The organism is Kurthia sp. FSL E2-0154 (assembly GCF_038003625.1).
Taxonomy (GTDB): Bacteria; Bacillota; Bacilli; order Bacillales_A; family Planococcaceae; genus Kurthia; species Kurthia gibsonii.
Genome location: NZ_JBBOPO010000001.1, coordinates 47,291 through 66,477, shown reverse-complemented (window position 1 = coordinate 66,477; position 19,187 = coordinate 47,291). Strand labels below are relative to the sequence as shown.

General features: G+C 40.5%; 10 protein-coding genes. 1 reads left to right on the top strand and 9 read right to left on the bottom strand.

Translation table 11 applies throughout. The annotated features are described in order from the left end of the window. Nucleotides 1-984 precede the first annotated feature (984 nt). From MHB75_RS00260 to MHB75_RS00230, 7 genes are all read right to left on the bottom strand, one after another. Nucleotides 985-2,349 carry an Ig-like domain-containing protein gene (locus tag MHB75_RS00260; protein ID WP_340995095.1) on the bottom strand — a complete coding sequence of 455 codons (1,365 nt, stop codon included), beginning with the start codon at nt 2,347-2,349 and terminating at the stop codon, nt 985-987. Between the two features lie 1,551 nt (nt 2,350-3,900). After that, nucleotides 3,901-5,247 carry an Ig-like domain-containing protein gene (locus tag MHB75_RS00255; protein WP_340995093.1) on the bottom strand — a complete coding sequence of 449 codons (1,347 nt, stop codon included), beginning with the start codon at nt 5,245-5,247 and terminating at the stop codon, nt 3,901-3,903. Between the two features lie 191 nt (nt 5,248-5,438). After that, on the bottom strand, nt 5,439-5,918 hold the full coding sequence (locus MHB75_RS00250; protein WP_340995091.1) for a sigma-70 family RNA polymerase sigma factor: 480 nt from the start codon (nt 5,916-5,918) through the stop codon (nt 5,439-5,441). A 955-nt stretch (nt 5,919-6,873) separates the two neighbouring features. Further along, nucleotides 6,874-7,155 carry a hypothetical protein gene (locus tag MHB75_RS00245; RefSeq protein WP_340995089.1) on the bottom strand — a complete coding sequence of 94 codons (282 nt, stop codon included), beginning with the start codon at nt 7,153-7,155 and terminating at the stop codon, nt 6,874-6,876. Beyond that, entirely contained in the window at nt 7,142-7,471 is a 330-nt protein-coding gene (locus MHB75_RS00240; protein WP_340995087.1) for a hypothetical protein, read from the bottom strand. Before MHB75_RS00240 ends, MHB75_RS00245 begins: the two co-directional genes overlap by 14 nt. Nucleotides 7,472-8,039: 568 nt before the next feature. Further along, nucleotides 8,040-10,901, bottom strand: coding sequence for a hypothetical protein (locus MHB75_RS00235; protein ID WP_340995085.1), 2,862 nt, complete (start codon nt 10,899-10,901; stop codon nt 8,040-8,042). Between the two features lie 469 nt (nt 10,902-11,370). After that, nucleotides 11,371-13,917: a glucosaminidase domain-containing protein gene (locus MHB75_RS00230; protein ID WP_340995083.1), complete on the bottom strand. Its 2,547-nt coding sequence runs from the start codon at nt 13,915-13,917 to the stop codon at nt 11,371-11,373. A 146-nt stretch (nt 13,918-14,063) separates the two neighbouring features. Between MHB75_RS00230 and MHB75_RS00225 the strand changes: the two genes are divergently transcribed. After that, a complete protein-coding gene (locus MHB75_RS00225; RefSeq protein ID WP_340995081.1) occupies nt 14,064-14,534 on the top strand; it encodes a GNAT family N-acetyltransferase in 471 nt (156 codons plus the stop codon). A 1,713-nt stretch (nt 14,535-16,247) separates the two neighbouring features. Here MHB75_RS00225 and MHB75_RS00220 read toward each other — a convergent pair. Next, nucleotides 16,248-17,798, bottom strand: coding sequence for a glucosaminidase domain-containing protein (locus tag MHB75_RS00220; RefSeq protein WP_340995079.1), 1,551 nt, complete (start codon nt 17,796-17,798; stop codon nt 16,248-16,250). A 176-nt stretch (nt 17,799-17,974) separates the two neighbouring features. Further along, a complete protein-coding gene (locus MHB75_RS00215; RefSeq protein WP_340995077.1) occupies nt 17,975-18,868 on the bottom strand; it encodes an NERD domain-containing protein in 894 nt (297 codons plus the stop codon). Nucleotides 18,869-19,187 lie beyond the last annotated feature (319 nt).

Genomic DNA, 19,187 nt, shown 5'->3' with positions numbered 1-19,187 from the left:
GCGCGCGAATGGGAATTCTGCTCTCCGAAAGGGACTATTCCGCGCGCGAAAGGGAATCTCGGTATTTGAAAGGGACTACTCTGCGCGCGAAAGGGAATCGATGCCTCCGAAAGGGACTAACCCGCGCGCCAAAGGGAATTTCGTCTTCCGAAAGGGACTATTCCGCGCGCGAAAGGGAATCTCTCACTCTGAAAGGGACTATTCCGCGCGCGAAAGGGAATCTCTCACTCTGAAAGGGACTATTCCGCGCGCGAAAGGGAATTTCTCACTCTGAAAGGGACTATTCCACGCGCGAAAGGGAATTTCGGCTTCCGAAAGGGACTATTCCGCGCGCGAAAGGGAATCTCGGTATTTGAAAGGGACTAATCCACGCGTCAAAGGGAATTTCGGCTTCCGAAAGGGACTATTCCGCGCGCGAAAGGGAATTCTGCTCCACGAAAGGGACTATTCCTCGCCCCAAAGGGAATCTCGCTCCTCGTTTTGGGTCACTCACCTGTCAAATTGGGACATTCGAGTGGCAAAACGGGTCACTCGCACAAAAGACTAAATTACTCCCTTTCCGCACTTTCTTCAAGGCTTTTGAGTAATTCAAAAGGACTTCATTTGACTATGAGTGAGTGAATTCGAACATTCGACCGGCAAAACAGGTCACTCGCTGAAGTGTTTGGGACACTCGCTCCTCGTTTTGGGACATTCACCCGATCAAACAGGACATTCGAGTGGCAAAACGGGTCACTCGCACAAAAGACTAAATTACTCCCTTTCCGCACTTTCTTCAAGGCTTTTGAGTAATTCAAAAGGACTTCATTTGACTATGAGTGGGTAAATTCGAACATTCGACCGACAAAACAGGTCATTCGAATAAGTAGTTGGGTCACTCGCTCCTCGTTTTGGGTCACTCATCTGTCAAATTGGGACATTCGAGGACGAAAATGGGCCACTCGCACAAACAACCCCCTAAATAAAAAAAGCCGCATTCGCGGCTCATTTTACTTGTACTTTTTTATAACTGCTTGTTCCATTATCTGTTGTGACTGATACATAAATGTTCTGTTTGGCTTTTTGCTTCGGCACTTTAATACTAAATGCACCTTTTGAATTACTCTTGCCTTTGTATTCTTTCTTGCCAATTTTCACAGTCACTTGGCTCTTTTTATACGTTGTTCCTGTGACACGTGTCGCTCCTTTTTTCACTGCTTTCACAGTTGGCGCTTTCGGCATAATGGTTGGAATACTCGCTTTTATTTGATATGTGCCAAAGTAACCGAGTTCTTTCACACCGATATAATAGACGCCTGTTTTTAATTTATTTTTTAGTGTTTTCGATACGAGTAATTGATCGCTCGCACTTGGGAAATAATTATATGTGTCGATTCTTTTAAATGATTGGTTATAAATCGAAACCTCAAGCCACTTCATATGCGACTTTACTTGTAGCTTTACTTCCGCTGTCTTCGGTACATTCAATTTATAATAGTCGAGTCGATCACCAAAACTAATTAATCCTGTAATTGGCGCAGCATTCGGCTTAAGTATTTGTGCTTTTTCTGTGCTATTATTCGGTTCTTTTTCATTATTACTCGCCCCTACAAATTTTGCCTGCATCTCGTATAATCCCATACTATCGAGGACACCTGTATTTGATATTTTAATGAGATACTGTCCTTTTTCGACGTACATAGAGCCGCTTCTTGTTACGGCTTTTGTATTGGTTGCTTGTTGAAAATCATTCACTTTCGTCATTTGAACTTGCGCTAAATTGTATAGTTCAACTTGTAAAAAAGGCATATACGATTTTGTTTGAATCGTTAATTTCCCCGCTCGGTCTACTTCCACCATATAATAGTCTGCCAAATCGTCGAGTCCGAGTTGTCCTTTAATCTTCGTTTTATTTACTTCGATTGGTTGCGCTTGGTTCGGCTCATCATTCAGCTCAACTTCATTCGAACCATTCGTCTTCCAAGACGCTCTCACTTGATATTTTCCCGTCTGACCAGAGAATGCTACGCGATTCGTATGAATTGTGTATGTCCCAGCCTGCAAATAGACCGTCTCTTTTTGTGTAATTGGATTTGTTGGATCTGCCGCGAAGAAATGCATCGGCTTCACCATACTTATCTCTTTCGAATTGTAGACGAATGCCTCCAATTCATTCATATACGACTTCACTTCCACTGTCACCTTACTCGGCTTCGTCAACTTAAATTGATATGTTTGCTTTGTTGTTGTATCGGTAATTTCACCGGTTACCCACTTTCCCGATGTAAGAGTTGTTGCAGCTGAAGCTTGTTGCGGTATAAAAAAGATGGCGGCCAACAAAAGAATTCCTACTATATATAATCGTTTCATGTCAATCCCCTTTAATGTCTAATTATTCCATATTATTATCTCACTAAGTGAGGGAATAGACAATGGTGAGAGACTGATTCGTGTGCGAAAGGGAAACTTGGCATTTGAAAGGGACAAAACCGCGCGCGAAAGGGAATCTCGCGCCGTTGAAAGGGACAAATCCGCGCGCGAAAGGGAATCCCCGCCGTTGAAAGGGACAAAACCACGCGCGAAAGGGAATCGATGCAGTTGAAAGGGACAAATGGTCGCGCGAAAGGGAATCTGGCTCTCCGAAAGGGACAAATGGTCGCGCGAAAGGGAATCCCCGCCATTGAAAGGGACAAAACCACGCGCGAAAGGGAATCCCCGCCATTGAAAGGGACTATTCCGCGCGCGAATGGGAATCTCTCACTTTGAAAGGGACTATTCCGCGCGCGAAAGGGAATTCTGCTCTCCGAAAGGGACTATTCCACGCGTGAAAGGGAATTTCTACTTCTGAAAGGGACTATTCCGCGCACGAAAGGGAATCTCTCACTCTGAAAGGGACTATTCCGCGCGCGAAAGGGAATTCTGCTCCTCGAAAGGGACTATTCCACGCTCGAAAGGGAATCTTGGCATTTGAAAGGGACTATTCCGCGCGCGAAAGGGAATTCTGCTCTCCGAAAGGGACTGTTCCACTCACGAAAGGGAATTTCTCACTTTGAAAGGGACTATTCCACGCGCGAAAGGGAATCTTGGCATTTGAAAGGGACTATTCCGCGCGCGAAAGGGAATTTCTCACTTTGAAAGGGACTATTCCGCGCGCGAAAGGGAATTTCTCACTTTGAAAGGGACTATTCCGCGCACGAAAGGGAATCTTGGCATTTGAAAGGGACTATTCCGCGCGCGAAAGGGAATTTCTCACTTTGAAAGGGACTATTCCACGCTCGAAAGGGAATCTCTCACTCTGAAAGGGACTATTCCGCGCGCGAAAGGGAATCTCTCACTCTGAAAGGGACTATTCCACGCGCGAAAGGGAATTTCTCACTTTGAAAGGGACTATTCCGCGCGCGAAAGGGAATTCTGCTCTCCGAAAGGGACTATTCCGCGCACGAAAGGGAATCTCTCACTCTGAAAGGGACAAATCCGCGCGCGAAAGGGAATCTCGTCTTCCGAAAGGGACTATTCCGCGCGCCAAAGGGAATTTCTCACTTTGAAAGGGACTATTCCACGCGCGAAAGGGAATCTCGGCTTCTGAAAGGGACAAATCCACACGCGAAAGGGACAAAACCGCGCGCCAAAGGGAATTTCTCACTTTGAAAGGGACTAATCCGCGCGCCAAAGGGAATCTCTCACTCTGAAAGGGACTATTCCGCACACGAAAGGGAATCTCTCACTCTGAAAGGGACTATTCCGCGCGCGAAAGGGAATTTCACCTTCCGAAAGGGACTATTCCACGCGCGAAAGGGAATTTCACCTTCCGAAAGGGACTATTCCACGCGCGAAAGGGAATCTCTCACTCCGAAAGGGACTATTCCACGCACGAAAGGGAATCTCGCCCACTACCATAAAAAAAAGAACCGCATGCGCGGCTCATTTTACTTGTACTTTAGTTGATTTACTCGTTCCTGCACCTGTTGTAACGGATACATAGACTTTTGTTTTAACTTTTTGTGTTGGTATTTTGATACTGAATGCACCTTTGCTGTTACTTTTGCCTGTGTATTTTTTGCTTCCGATTTTCACTGTGACTTTGCTGTTCGCATACGTTGTACCTGTCACTTTTGTTTTTGTGGCTTTTGCTTTTGGAGATTTTGGTAACATCTCAGGTACTTTTACATTTAATTTATAAAGTCCTGTATTACCATAAATTTGAACATAGTACGTTGCTTTTTTGACATTTAAAGATGTAGACCATTTATCAGAACTTGTATTACTCGATTTATAAATCCAACGATCCAGTAGTGTATCACCATCTCGATCATAAATTTTGATATCCTTATTTTGATAAATTGTCAAATGAACATTTAATACACCTGTTTTTGAAACATCTACTTTATAAAAATCAGACGAATCATTCCAACTAATTAAACCCGTCACAGATTGTACATTCGGCTTGATTTTCTGAGCTTGTTCAAGCCCATTATTCGGCTCTTTTTCATTATTAGGTGTTTTTGAAAATTTTGTTTCGATTTTATATTTACCAGTGTAGGAATCCCATTGTGAAACTTTTATATAATACGTTCCTTTTTCTAAATAATATCCATCTTGGCTCACCTTACCTGAAAGCTCAGAACCACCATAATAATTACTCCAACTTTCGACTTCATATAAGTCAGAATCAAAAACTTGTACATACATCCTATCCATGTACGCTGTCATTTTAACATTTAGTAAACCTGCTTGGTCTAATTTTACTTTATAATAATCCGTACTGTCACTCCAACTAAGTTGTGCTGTGATAGGTTTTTGTGTTGGTTTAATCGCCATCGCAAGTTCAGAACCATCATTCGGCTCAATTTCTGTAGTCTTACTGTCTACGACTGTCATCGTAAAACGATATTTAAAATATTCATTATGCCATCCACTACTGTAAGCCTCAATATAATAAATTCCTGGCTCTACATATTCCCAATTAGTTCGTGTAACAGGTGCCGTAGCTGTTGCGTTACCAAAACTATTATGAAGACCGACAATTGTATTATGATTTTCATCTAATAAAGACAAATACAAATCATGTGAATAAGAAGTTCCTTGGAATTTAACATAGCCTGGCTTCGTTACATTCACTTGATACAGTACTCGATCCTCATCAGCTAAAGTACCTTCAATCGTCTGTCCTGATTGAATCACTGGGTAGTCTGCTGCTTGTGCTTGTGGGCTTGCGACAATGAAATATAGTGCAAACGCTATAAAACATGTGAAGAAAAACTTTTTCATTTTAACACTCCTTTTTTACTAATTATACCATTCTAGAGTAAAATTATTCCTTGGAGATAGCAAAATAGATGCAAAGTTATAGTATTCTATTAAAAATCTATTATTTATATTTTTTATTTAAGGAATTCTTCAAGAGATGATGATATTTTTATGCGATTCCAAACAAAAAAGCCGCAAATCGCGGCTTTTTCTTATAGTCGGCTCATCTCTTTTCGAAGGCGTATCAACAGGCGGCTTTTCTTCTTTTGTAGGGCGGCGCGACTCATGCCAAGCATTGCGGCAATCTCGGTGTGATCGTACCCTTCGATATAATAGGCGTGGAGAATCATACATTCTTCGGGTGTTGTGTGGGGTGCTAGGAATTCCACGAAGTCGCGTGTACGCTGGCACCCTTCCCCTTGAATTTGCTCATGCAGGGCATCATCTTCTGTTGGCACGAATCGTTCCTCGTAACGCGCGCTCATCTTCAATTCATCGAGTAATGCACCGCGAATTGTCTGGAATGCATACGGTTCAAAATCACCCTTTTCCGCATCGAATCGTTGCCACGCACGCCAGATGGCTACGCGTGCAGACTGGCGAAATTGCTCATGCTCCTTATAAATATGCAGTTTGCGCATATGCGCGGAAATCATCGGCTCCAACTTCTCTAACATCGCTTCAAACGTCATCTTATACTCGCTTCTCACAGTCGACCATGCTTGTATTCCCTTGGGTACACCTAGCTTACTAAAATGTGCGAATGTTGGCGAAACGACGTTTTCCGAATGAATTTTTTCGTATGTATATGGTGGGGAAATCCTTGAAAAACCTCTATTTCTTTATCAATTCCCCATACTTTTCGTACACTCTTTTTTGAATAGGTCTTTTTCTGAAAATGAAGGAAAATAGAAAGAAAAAAGGGCTTGTTTTCGAAAAAGGGGAGTTTTTTTATGCATACATTTTTTAATATACCACTGACATTTCAATTGGACTTCATCGACGACATACTCTATGCGACACCAAAAAGAGACAAAATATGTCCATGTGGTGGAAGGCGACATCTTCATCATAAAAAGGAACAGAACATTCGCCACTCGTACACCTATGAGTACGGGACGATCACAATCAGACTGACCATGTACTATGAGCGCTGCCAGACATGCCACGTAACAACGCGACATGACGGTGGACTCGGTGTGATCCAAAAGACGACAGCGAACTACCGAAAACTTGTGACAACTGTGGCGAAAACTCACTCGCTTGGATACGCCACACGCCAGTTTGACGTGCCGAAAGCGACGATTCAGGGATGGTTGAGGGGATGATGCAACCACTGTTCAAATGTCATCGTGTCGTCACTCCTTCTCCACAAAAAAGAACAAGGCGCTATTGTAGCCACCTTGTCTCTATGTGTATCGCTTACATTTCTTCTTTCAATTCTGTAATCAGTGTAGTTAAAACCGCAATCGTTGCGGCAATGAGTAATTTTTCAATCATGTTCAGCTCACCTCACTTTCACATACTCACGACAGTTTTATAATAATGTCGTGAGTTTTTCTTTCAGAAATCACCAACAATTCGTTGATGTATCTCCCTTTTAATTCATTTCACCTGATACACCCTACTTTTTTCGTGAGTTCTTTGTTAGTTTTCTCGTGAGTTCCATTCGATTCGCTCATCATTTTTTAAAAGAATTTTGTATTGATGAACACAATTGAGTGTGTACATGTCTCTTCCATTGTCGTAATTTACGGATGTAATCAAACAAGAAGCAGGTAAAGACAACCACTCTTCTTCTGTAAAATAGCGCTTATCTAACTCTTCTTTCTCCAGTTCCACTGTTTCGATCCCTATCTCTTTCTCATTCACCTCGAGAGCATATTCTTTCTGTAAATAATTCATTAAGTAGGCTTTACACGTTTTCATACAAACAACCTCCCATTTCATAGTATTCATATGCAATGACCTCATCTTCTTTCTTCCACAATTCAAACATGACAGACTTATCTGTTCCGACTAAATAGACTGTCCACACTTCACCACTTTCATTCTTTAACTGACAATGATAAGCATGTGTACAATTCGTTAATGTAGCGATAGATGGTAAAAGATACTGATAGCGTGCTACATCTGGATGATGAACAGGTAATGTATTTACCGTTACTTCTACAATAGGTGTGGACATGTAAAAGCTTTGATGAATACGTTTTAAAACAAATGCATAAATAATTGGTCGAACCATTTTATAATCCCCCTAGAACGAGCAGATTGGTGGTTAATCCCTTATCCTTTGGAAGGAAGGTATAAAGTAGAGGCTTTTTTAAATATCCTTGAATAATTGCCTAATACCGCGTTTACAGCCATTTCTTCCATAGAAAAACACCTACTCGTTTAAAAGTAGATGTTTCGTACAATAAGAGAATAAATAAACAACCAAATGGACTCATCAAATTAGATGTACAGCTTGTTCAAAAAGAAGAGCTAAAACATCAAAGAAATAATATCTATTTAAAAAAGGAAGTAGATACGGTTCTTAAATGGCGGAAAGGAAAGGAAAGAAGGAACGCACACAAGCAGCAGATTACCCTAAAATACAGGATGTAAGAAACGAAACGATGAAAGAACAGCCTAATGAAAAATCACTGTTTAAATGGCAAATACAAGTGTAAAGAGCAACTGATCGAATTCTAAAAATCTCATTAAAGTATGTGATTGAAATACAAAAAAACTCCCATCTTCCGAAGAAGATAGGAGTCTTTGAATCCGTTTGCCCAATAAGGTAAGGGGTGTGGATTTAATAATCGGTTAGATTATTTGTTTGCTACTGGAGCTTTAGAAGCTGATACTGCAAAACCATTAGCATCTGTTAATCCTGTGCCTTTGTATGCAACTGCAATTGTTTTTGCAGGGTTCCAGTTAGACGCTACATAACCTGTAGTACCAGTACCTTCTGTTGCTGGAGCTACTGTGATTTGAATTGTATCAGTTTGACCAGATACAATTGTAGCATTAACTGAACCAGCTGTACCACCTGTACCACCTGTACCAGCTGTACCTAAATCTAGAGCTACACCATCAACTGTAATATCAAAGTTGTTTTGTGCTACTGAACCAAGAAGGTTTTCATTAAATTTAACAAAGATTGTGTTACCAACAACTGAAACTGATTTAACTGTTGCAGATGTATTATCTTTTACAGTTACTGAATCTGAAGTAGGTAATACTGTTTGACCTAAAGCAGTTTGTACACCTGATACTGCTAAACGAGCTTTAGCACCATCAGTTTGATTACCAATATTAATTGAACCTGTTGGTAATACGATGTGTACTTTAGTAGCAGTGTCTGTGCTATCGAAATAAATATCTGTTCCTTCTGGTAAAGCTGAACCATCTAATTTATAGTTTGCAGCATTTAAAGCTGTCGCTGCAGTAACTGGTTTATTAAATGCAACTGTGAAATGGTTAGTTCCAGAATTAGCAAATGCTGTTGCTTTTAAATCTGTAGTTGTTGAATCTACAGTAGTATTTACAGAAATTACTTGTGAAGCGTTTGTATGAACATCTGTTACTGTACCTGCTGCAATACGTACTGTAATTGTTCCTGTTGGAAGAACATCAGTACCTTTGACAACTTTGATTTGAGTTAAATTACCGTCTTCATCTAACTCTTTTGTAGCTGTATAACCTGTACCAGCAACGCCATTAATACGTACTGCTTCAAGAGTTACACTATCAGAAGCTGAACCAGCTAATGCTTCATCTAATTGAATATAAATTGCTTTACCATCTTTAGATAATTTAGTAGAAACTGCTTTCGGACCAGTTACATCTTTAGTCATTGTTACTGATGCAGTTGCAGTTGCAACTTTTTGTCCGTAAACATCTTCAATTTGTTTATCAGCTACTACAAATGTAATATCTTTAGCAGAACCTGTACCGTAGAAGTAGTTTGGTGCTGCACCAATATTTGATGTGCCAGCTACAAATGTAGCAATTACTGTTTTATTTGTAACATCTGTTGTGTCTAAAGCGTAAGTTACGTCTGTACCACGTGTTAATGTTTTACCATCAATTAAAGCAGTCATAGCACTTTGAATTGTTGCATTATTACTTTTTAAAGGTTTGTTGAATGTAATTGCAACTTTGTTTGAAGATACTTGCTTAACTGAAGCAACTGAAACAGCTGATTGGTCATCAGCGATTGTAACGTTACCGTTATATGCAGTTAAAATATTTCCAGCTGCATCTTTAGCGCCTGCTAAATAGATTGAAGCTGTTGTTCCTGGTAATACTGAAGCTGGTTTAGCAACTGTGAATTTAGTATTGTTTGAACCAGTTACAGGAGTAAGACCAGATACTGGTGTACCATTGATACGTAAAACATCTGGAGTTGCAATTGGTTCAGAAACTGTAAACTCAATATTTCCAGTTGATGGATTAAATTCAGCTTTTTCTACTGTTGGAGCTGCTTTATCTTCTACTGAAATTGTTCCAGCGAATGCTTTTAAAGCTGAACCGTCTTTAGCTTCTACTTTATCAGATACTGTTACTGCATAAGTACCTTCTAAGTATTCTGAAGCGCCAAGAGTAAGAACGATAGATTTACCATCTTCACTTACTTTACCAGTAATTGCAGCTGTGATATTTTGATCAGTATTTGGTGCTAATGCTGGAATTGTACGAGAAATTGACACAGCACCTGATACTAGAGCACCAGTTGTAGCATTTGTAACTAATGTAGATGCATCAACAGTTTTGTTGAAAGTAACTTTAACTTGTTTAGCGTTAATCGCCTCAACAGATTTAACTTTAGCGCCTACTTCAACACCGTTTTCGAATGCTTTTTCAACACCTTTAACTGTGAATGTACCGTCAGCTAGTTCAGCGTTGTTGTACCATTTATCTTCGAATTTTTGGATGCCTTCGTTTAATTTAGCACCATCGTATAATTTACCTTCGAATAGAGCTAATTCTTTGTTAAGTTCAGAACCTTTGTAAAGTTCGTCTTTGAAGATTTTGTGACCTTCGTTTAATTTAGCGCCATCGTATAATTTACCTTCGAATAGTGCTAATTCAGTGTTTAATACTGCATCTTTGTAAAGATCTTCTTTGTATAATTTGTAGCCTTTGTTTAATTTACCATCTACATATAATTTATCAGCGTAAAGACCTGTAGATACAACTTTTTTACCTTTTACGTAATAAGCACCGTTATAAGTACCAGTAGTTACTTTTTTAAGTCCTTTTACGTAGTAAGCGCCTTTGTAAGTACCAGTAGCTAATTTACCATCTTTGTAGTATTTAGAAGCGTAAAGACCTGTAGATACTTTTTTAACACCTTTTACGTAGTAAGCTTTGTTATAAGTACCAGTTGTTACTTTTTTAGCGCCTTTTACGTAGTAAGCGCCTTTGTAAGTACCAGTCGCTTTTTTACCAGCTTTGTAGTAAGTTTTGCCTTTTAAGCCTGTAAGTTTAGAACCGTTTTTGTAAACAGTTGATTTGTAAGTTACATAACCTTTAACTACTTTACCTGATTTAGCGTAAACTAATTTACCAGACTTGATTTTGTATTTGCTTGCTGCAGATGCATCCGTAGTTGCTACTGCTGATGTTACAACTGAAGCACCTAGAGCTAGGGCTGCTGCAGTTTTGACTAATTTGAAATTACTCATGAATGAAAATCCTCCCTTATTGGATATGATTAGCATTTGCTGTTTGAAATCGTCAGCTAACCATGCTTAGCCTAATTATCATCTAATAGGATAAGATTTTCCACCTTTTTTTATTCCAAAATATTGCACTTATAAAGGACTATATCATTATAATGCCATTTTTATCATTTATTTATTAGTTATATTTTGATTAAAAGAAATATTATTATTATAAAGAATAGTTTATTACCACTTTATTCTTTCATTAATACCTTTTGATTCATTTTTGATTTTTAGGATATATTTTCCAATGTTTTTTAACGATGTAACAATTGTCATATCACTTTTTACACTTTTCACATGATGTTTCTACCTATTATATAGCGATTGTATCCTATCTTTTTTTTACATATTTTTGAATTTACGATTGTAATGGATTTGTTACAAAAAGAAAAGACCGTCCTTTTTTTAGAACGATCTTCTCTGTCATTTATTGAACTTTTAAGATAGTTGAGCTGATCCAGCCTGTTGTTTTAGTTGTTGGTACGTAAACTTGATGCCATACGGTACCTTTTGCATCTTTCTTCGTTACGATTTTGCCTGATGTATCTTGTACGAGTTTGACGAACTTGCCCTCGTCTAATACTTTGATAACTTTTGTACCTGTCGTACTCGCATCGTTTCGGACATTCGCTTCTGTTATCGTGCGTGCTAAGTTTGTAAATTGTAAATCTGATTTTAGCACCCATGCTTCCTGCTCTTGAATCTTCACGCGCATCCACGTACTTGCGACATCGTCATTCGTTCCGTCAATTGTCACTTTTGTGCCGATGTTGTAATTCATTAGAACTTTACCGTATTCCGATGGCAGTAGGCGAACTGTTGTGAATTTCGTCACTGTCGCTGTGATACCTGCATCAAAGAATTGATAGGTTGGTGGTAGTGGCTTACCTGCTGGAATAACATTCGTGTAATTGAATACAGGTTGTGTTGGATCGAGTGTTGAGACTTTCGCCTTGTCATAATAAGCTGCGTCATATGGTTTCATATTCCCCATGATGCGTCCGATACTCGTCGCCCATGATTTATCCGAAGCATACTTCACATTCATACCTGCTGCTGATGGTCCGTTATTGTAGATGGCTCCTGCTCGTAAATATTTACGATAGATGGCATCTGCATAATACTGTACGCCGTCATTTCCTGTTGGGAAGTAAAGCGCGCAACTCATCGCACATTTGTCATAGGCTTGATAGCCGAAGAAGTTATTTTTGTATTGTGAGATTTTCGAGCTACCCCACCCTGTTTCGACGATCGCATGCGCCAACATGAACTGTGCGTTAATGCCATAGCGTTTTTGCATATCTAAAAATACAGGAATGGCTTTGTATAGATTATTATTTTTGATTGTCGTACCTTTCACATTCACAAGGAATTGTTCCATCTCTGCTTGCGTGATATTCGATACTTTTCGAAGGTTCATGTATTGGTACGGGTTACCGAAGTAGTCGGCACGCACCCATGCAAATTTCGAACCGATTTTGCCAAGATAATACGTTGTGTCGTTGATGACTTGTTGTTTTGTGGCAGTGAACTTCGTTGCTGGATATGATTTTAAATCTTTAAAGCGAATATTACTCGCATTCGTCGCACCTGCTACGGTCGTCGCATTCCCCAGTCCAGTTAGGTATAGGACTTCTGATGAGGCTGTCGGCTCTTGGACATTTGCTGACTTGAGCTCTGTTGACTTCACCCAGCCTACTACAGTGTCCTTCCCTGTTGTTGAGAGGCGTGACAGCTCATAGTAGGTCGTGTTGCCTAATTTCGCTGAACGATTCATTGTAAATTTCTCTGTTTTCTCTGCAGTCGTCCATGTGCGTGTCGTCTGCTTCACAAGGTTAGTATAGAGTACAGCTGTCGACTTGATTGTCCCTTGTTTTGAAATCTTTTGATAGACAGGTGCTTCCACTGGTGGCGGTGTTGGTTCAGGTGTCGGATTGGTCGTTGTCGTGCGAGATGATAATACCCACATGAGCTTATTATCTTCTGTTTTTCCGTAATACCACAGAGCTGTGCCAATCTTCACTTGTTTTGAAATGGTGAACGGTTTGCCCTTCGTAAGCGTCTTCGTCACAATATCGTCCGCTGCGCCCCATGGCATCGTATAACCGTACCCACCGCCTGTTAGATATGCTTCTTGATTCAATGTGCTTTCTACGCCATAAGGATGCGTTTTAACGGCGTCTTTTTCCACCCAACCGATTATCCCTAGATTGTAGTAAACTTTTTTCTTGTAGCTTGCTTGCTCTTTTACCACATATGTATGAGGTGCTTTCGCGCCAGCCGTTTGCTTCGTTTTGTCATTCGTTAAGTCCGTTTGTAGTATTGTATTTTTATCGTTTAGTTGCGCAATAAGTGATACTTTCGTCACAACAGGCTTTTCTGTCGCAGTCGTTAGCTTTTGATCGCTCAGTGACGTTGCTGGAAGCCATGTCGTCTGATTATTCACTGTACCACGATACCATGTTGCCGTTCCTACCTTCACCGTTTCGGCATTAAGGAAGGTTTTATGTTTATAGGGAGCCATTGACGGAAAAATAACATTACGTGCTAAACCGCCCGGACGCGTGTAACCCGTTCCTGTTCCTTTAATGTAACGTGTCTTTTTCGTATTCGTCATCACCTTATAACTTTTACGCGTGATTGACTTCGACTTCACCCAACCGAGTGCTGCTTTTTTCGGGTCAGCATGGCGACTTACTTGGTAATAAGTTTCGTCACCTGTCTTCGTTGCGACTTTTGAAATATAGAAGATTTCGTTCGTGTATTTAGTTGATGCCACTACACTCTTTTTCGAGCCAGGTGCTGTATAAATGCGTGATTTTTGTGATTTGAGTTGTCCCAATTGGCTTGTGTTACTCTGTTTATAGGTAGCTTTTGTCGCAGCTTGTACTGTCGGCGGCTCCAGAAGTTGTGTTGCCGAAGATAGTACAAAAGTAGAAGCTAAAAGTCCTATAACAATTGACTGTTTTTTCATTTGTTCTCCTCCTTTTGTAAGTTATCATATCATATTTTTAGCATGGGGTACGCCCTTTTTTTCAAATTACTGTTTACGTTAGTATTGTACTTTTTTTCCTTTTCATGTAGGTTGAAAAGAGGATAGTTGTTAGAAAGGATGTTGGCATGGAGATTTCAAAATATCGTGAATCGGATTTAGAGGAGATTGTCGACTTATTTTTAGATACCGTACACGAGATTAATCGTAAAGACTACAGCCCCGCACAGCTTAATGCATGGGCTCCTTATGAACGACGCCAAGAGATTATCGAAGCTTGGCAAAAAACATTGCGTGAACACATCTCCTACGTGGCACGTTGCGAACATAAAATTGTCGGTTTTGCTGATTTAACACTTGATGGACAGATTAACCGTATCTATGTTCACAAAGACTACCAAAATCGAGGCATTGCAAAAAAATTACTATTTGAACTCGAAAAAGAAGCTTACCAACTTGGCTTGATTCACCTCGACACAATGGCGAGCACCACAGCAGTCCCCTTCTTCCAAAACGAAGGCTACGACATCGTGAACGAAGAAACCACGATACGCAACCAGATTGCCCTACAAAACTTTCATATGCGCAAGGAATTATGACGAGTGACTCATTGGAGTGACTCGTTTTTTTGTGGGATAGTGTTTCGATAAGGCTGGACTTTCGGTAGAGACTTAAATTTTCTATGACAACTCTATTCTTATGGACATAATATTTGTCGAAAGGGACTGATCAGAGGCTGAAAGGGACTGATCAGAGGCTGAAAGGGAATCCTGTTCCTCGAAAGGGACAAATCCACGCGCGAAAGGGAATCCTCGCCTCCGAAAGGGACTATTCCGCGCGCGAAAGGGACTATTCCGCGCGCGAAAGGGAATCTCCTCCTCCGAAAGGGACAAATCCGCGCGCGAAAGGGACTCTTGGCATTTGAAAGGGACAAATCCGCGCGCGAAAGGGAATCTCCTCCTTCGAAAGGGACAAATCCGCGCGCGAAAGGGAATCCACGCCTCCGAAAGGGACTGATGGTCGCGCGAAAGGGACTGATCCGCCTCCGAAAGGGACTAATCCGCGCGCGAAAGGGAATCCTCGCCTCCGAAAGGGACTATTCCGCGCGCGAAAGGGACTGATTCGCCTGCGAAAGGGACTGATTCGCCTCCGAAAGGGACTCGGCGCCGTTGAAAGGGACTATTCCGCGCGCGAAAGGGAATCGGTGCCGTTGAAAGGGACTATTCCACGCGCGAAAGGGACTGATTCGCCTGCGAAAGGGACTCGGCGCCGTTGAAAGGGACTATTCCGCGCGCGAAAGGGACTAATCCACGCGCGAAAGGGAATTTCTCACTTTGAAAGGGACTATTCCACGCGCGAAAGGGAATTTCTCACTTTGAAAGGGACTAACCCGCGCGCCAATGGGAATCTTGGCATTTGAAAGGGACTATTCCGCGCGCGAAAGGGAATATCGCTCTCCGAAAGGGACTGATCCGCGCGCGAAAGGGACTGATTCGCCTCTGAAAGGGACTGATCCGCGCGCGAAAGGGACTCGGCGCCGTTGAAAGGGACTATTCCGCGCGCGAAAGGGAATCTGGCTCTCCGAAAGGGACTAATCCACGCGCGAAAGGGAATCTGGCTCTCCGAAAGGGACAAATCCACGCGCGAAAGGGACTATTCCGCGCGCGAAAGGGACAAATCTGCGCGCAAAAGGGAATCCACGCCTCCGAAAGGGACTATTCCACGCGCCAAAGGGAATCGGCGCCGTTGAAAGGGACTATTCCGCGCGCGAAAGGGACTCGGCGCCGTTGAAAGGGACTATTCCGCACGCGAAAGGGACCATTCCACGCGCGAAAGGGACTCCCCTCCTCCGAAAGGGACTGATTAGAGGCTGAAAGGGACTATTCCGCGCGCGAAAGGGACTCGATGCCTCTGAAAGGGACTATTCCGCGCGCGAAAGGGAATCTTGGCCTCCGAAAGGGACAAATCCGCGCGCGAAAGGGAATCCCCGCCTCCGAAAGGGACTGATCCGCCTCTGAAAGGGACTGATCCGCGCGCGAAAGGGAATCTCGCTCTCTGAAAGGGACTATTCCGCGCGCCAAAGGGACTCTCCTCCTCCGAAAGGGACAAATCCGCGCGAAAGGGAATATCGCTCTCCGAAAGGGACTGATCCGCGCGCGAAAGGGAATCCACGCCTCCGAAAGGGACTGATCCGTGCGCGAAAGGGACTGATTCGCCTCCGAAAGGGACTATTCCGCGCGCGAAAGGGAATCTCCTAATATTTGTGATAAAAAAGAGGAATCACGTTATCATAACGTAATTCCTACTTTAATTTAACGATAGATTTTCATTAAGTCTGAACGAATCCATACTTTTTTCGTTGAGCTTGGTTGGTAAACTTGGTACCAAATTGCTTTTTTAGAGTCTTTTTTTGTAACGGGTTTGCTTGAAGATGTTACAAGTTTTAACGCTGTATTTTTCTTTGCTGTTGTTACTTTAGAATAGTTTGCACCTGCATTTGAATGAAGTGTCGCATCGACTGTTGTAAATGCTAAGTTCATTGTTGTAATCTGATCGCTGCGCACCCATGCTTGTTTATTTTGGTAACTAATTCTGTACCAGCGCGACTGAGCATTTTTTGTATTTTTAAAGTCTTTTACATCTGTATGATATGCTTTTAACGTAATTTTTTTGCCTTTTGCATAACTTCCCACGCGTGGTGCATATACATATGGAATTGAATAAACTGATGCACCTGAAGAATTAATTGTTGTCGAAATACTTGAAGGTAAAGCTACAAATGCACTTGGTTGTGGTTTCGTCGATGGAATCTCACTGCCGAAATCTTGTGCAATCGATACTTTTTTCGTCGATGCTTTTACACCTTTATAATATGAGCTATTATACGGTTTAATCTGTTGCATGATATTTGCTATTTTTTCGCCCCATGATGGATCCGTAGCGTATTTTACATTCATCGCTAATACATTTTTACCATAATAATAAGGACCACTAACTGTTAAATAATTATTCACAATGCGTGAAGCATACAATTTTAAACCATCTTCACCTTTAGGGAAATATTTTGAACATGTAATCGGACAAGAGTCATAGGCTTGGTAGCCGAATAGGTTGTTTTTATACTGTGAAATCGTCGATCCGCCCCAACCTGTTTCGAGTGCCGCATGTGCAAACATAAATTGCGCACTCACACCTGTACTACTTTGAGCTTTAATAAACTCTGGCGCTAATTTGTATAGAATATTATCAGGTGTACGCCCTTTTGATAAAATAAGTGCCTGTAAATCTTTCGCTGTAACATTCGAAGGTTTGCGTAAATCGACACCTACAAAGCCGTTCGTTGTTAATAAATCGGAACGAATCCAGCGCAATTTAGTCGTTCCTTCAATCTTCCCTTTATACCAATAAGTCGTGCCCACTTTTTCATAACGCTCTGCCGCAAATGATAAACCGCGACGAATTTCTAAATTGTATGATCGATTACTCGATGTTGTCGCAGGCATTGTATAGGCATTATTTCGCCCTAATAAATACATCGTTTGTTTCTTTTTTGAAAGGAGTGTGCGATTGTTGATTTTTAATACTTTTCCATCAATCCACCCCATCGATGTTGCACCTTTTTCAAGGCGATAATACGTTGTTCCATCTGCTTTTTTCGATTCGCGAACATAGTATGTACGTTTTAAATCTGTACTTTTCACTGCTGTCGCTTTTGCTTTTTTAGAGGGTGTTTTGTAAAATTTCGCTTTCGTCGTTTTGATTTCAGCTATCTTATATTCACTCGCCGCCTGACTTTGTATACTCGTAAACGAAAACACACATAGTAAACTCAGTACCCCCGCAATCATCCATTTCCACTTCAAATTTAAACACACCTTTCTTTTATCCTAGTTATACCTTCGTCCAATTACCTTATATTTATACAAATAATTGGATTTCTTAATATAATTGAAATATTTATATACTATTTCCTTCCTTTTGAAATAGAAATAAACATATATGACAAAGTTTTTATAGAATTGTGATGTGTGTAATGTTTCTATTTTTGTATTTTCTTCCATTCTCGATAAAACGTACTTTTAGAAACATCTTTCATAAATTTTTGCAAGTCTTGTTTTAGCATATCTTGATGAAAATAACTCAAATATTCATCTAATTCTTCTTTAATTATTCGCTGACCTGTATAAGTGCAATTGGAACAGTTCCATTTCCTCCGACTTTTTTTCAGCATTTTCGAATGACATTTTGGACAGAGAAAGTCACTATTCAAGTGATACAATTTAAAATTATAATATTCTCCTAAAGTATTTATCCGATAATCAATCGCTTTTTCTTTTATTCTGTTAATAAATTTTTGTACATCCGTATTTTCAATATTCTCCTGATGTTGCTTATAAATAAACTGCTCAATTTCATCTAAATCTAAAATATGTGTCATGGTATTATCACTATTTACAATACTTGAGAGCGTAGGAAAAACTACTGCTCCATATATTGGAATATTATATTGATGACTATAATTCCATATTTCTAATTGTTTAATATATTTTTGAATTTGAGTTTCGGGACTTCTAAATTTCTGATCAGGTTGTCCTTTTATTTTTCGAATCAGTTGTTGTGGATTCTGTGTAAAATAAATATGTCCCGAAATATTTTTCACTTCTAAAATGATGATGCAACTCGATGTCGCAATAAGAAAATCCATTTGAAATAGCCCATTTTGATAGAGCATGATATCGTGAAAAACATGAATATCTATTGTGTTTTTATAAGTATTTAAGCGTTTTGCAACAATTTCTTCTCCAAAGTCTCCAGCTTCAATCTTCGCTATATCTTGTTGAATACGTACTTTTATTTCATCCAAATGTAAACGTGCATAAAGCCTTTTTAAAATGTGCATTTTAGGACTAGAACGAAATTCTTTTTGGATCATTTCAAAATTCTCCTTTTTTATTCACTATACACTATGCATATTTTAGGGATTTTTGTTTATACTTCTTATTTTAAAAAAGGCGTGTTTTTTTATTCAATTATTAGATTATAGGTTTGAAAATTTGTTCATTATAAAAAGATACGAGTTTTCCTTTTCAAAAGTTGGGATTCCCTTTCGCGCGTGGATTAGTCCCTTTCGGAGGAGGAGATTCCCTTTCGCGCGCGGATTTGTCCCTTTCAAATGCCAAGATTCCCTTTCGCGCGTGGATTTGTCCCTTTCGGAGAGCGATATTCCCTTTGGCGCGCGGATTTGTCCCTTT

Excerpts from the sequence above, each read along its gene's own strand:
- MHB75_RS00260 (WP_340995095.1), bottom strand. The coding sequence starts at position 2,349 with ATGAAACGATTATATATAGTAGGAATTCTTTTGTTGGCCGCCATCTTT.
- MHB75_RS00255 (WP_340995093.1), bottom strand. The coding sequence starts at position 5,247 with ATGAAAAAGTTTTTCTTCACATGTTTTATAGCGTTTGCACTATATTTC.
- MHB75_RS00250 (WP_340995091.1), bottom strand. The coding sequence starts at position 5,918 with ATGACGTTTGAAGCGATGTTAGAGAAGTTGGAGCCGATGATTTCCGCG.
- MHB75_RS00245 (WP_340995089.1), bottom strand. The coding sequence starts at position 7,155 with ATGAAAACGTGTAAAGCCTACTTAATGAATTATTTACAGAAAGAATAT.
- MHB75_RS00240 (WP_340995087.1), bottom strand. The coding sequence starts at position 7,471 with ATGGTTCGACCAATTATTTATGCATTTGTTTTAAAACGTATTCATCAA.
- MHB75_RS00235 (WP_340995085.1), bottom strand. The coding sequence starts at position 10,901 with ATGAGTAATTTCAAATTAGTCAAAACTGCAGCAGCCCTAGCTCTAGGT.
- MHB75_RS00230 (WP_340995083.1), bottom strand. The coding sequence starts at position 13,917 with ATGAAAAAACAGTCAATTGTTATAGGACTTTTAGCTTCTACTTTTGTA.
- MHB75_RS00225 (WP_340995081.1), top strand. The coding sequence starts at position 14,064 with ATGGAGATTTCAAAATATCGTGAATCGGATTTAGAGGAGATTGTCGAC.
- MHB75_RS00215 (WP_340995077.1), bottom strand. The coding sequence starts at position 18,868 with ATGATCCAAAAAGAATTTCGTTCTAGTCCTAAAATGCACATTTTAAAA.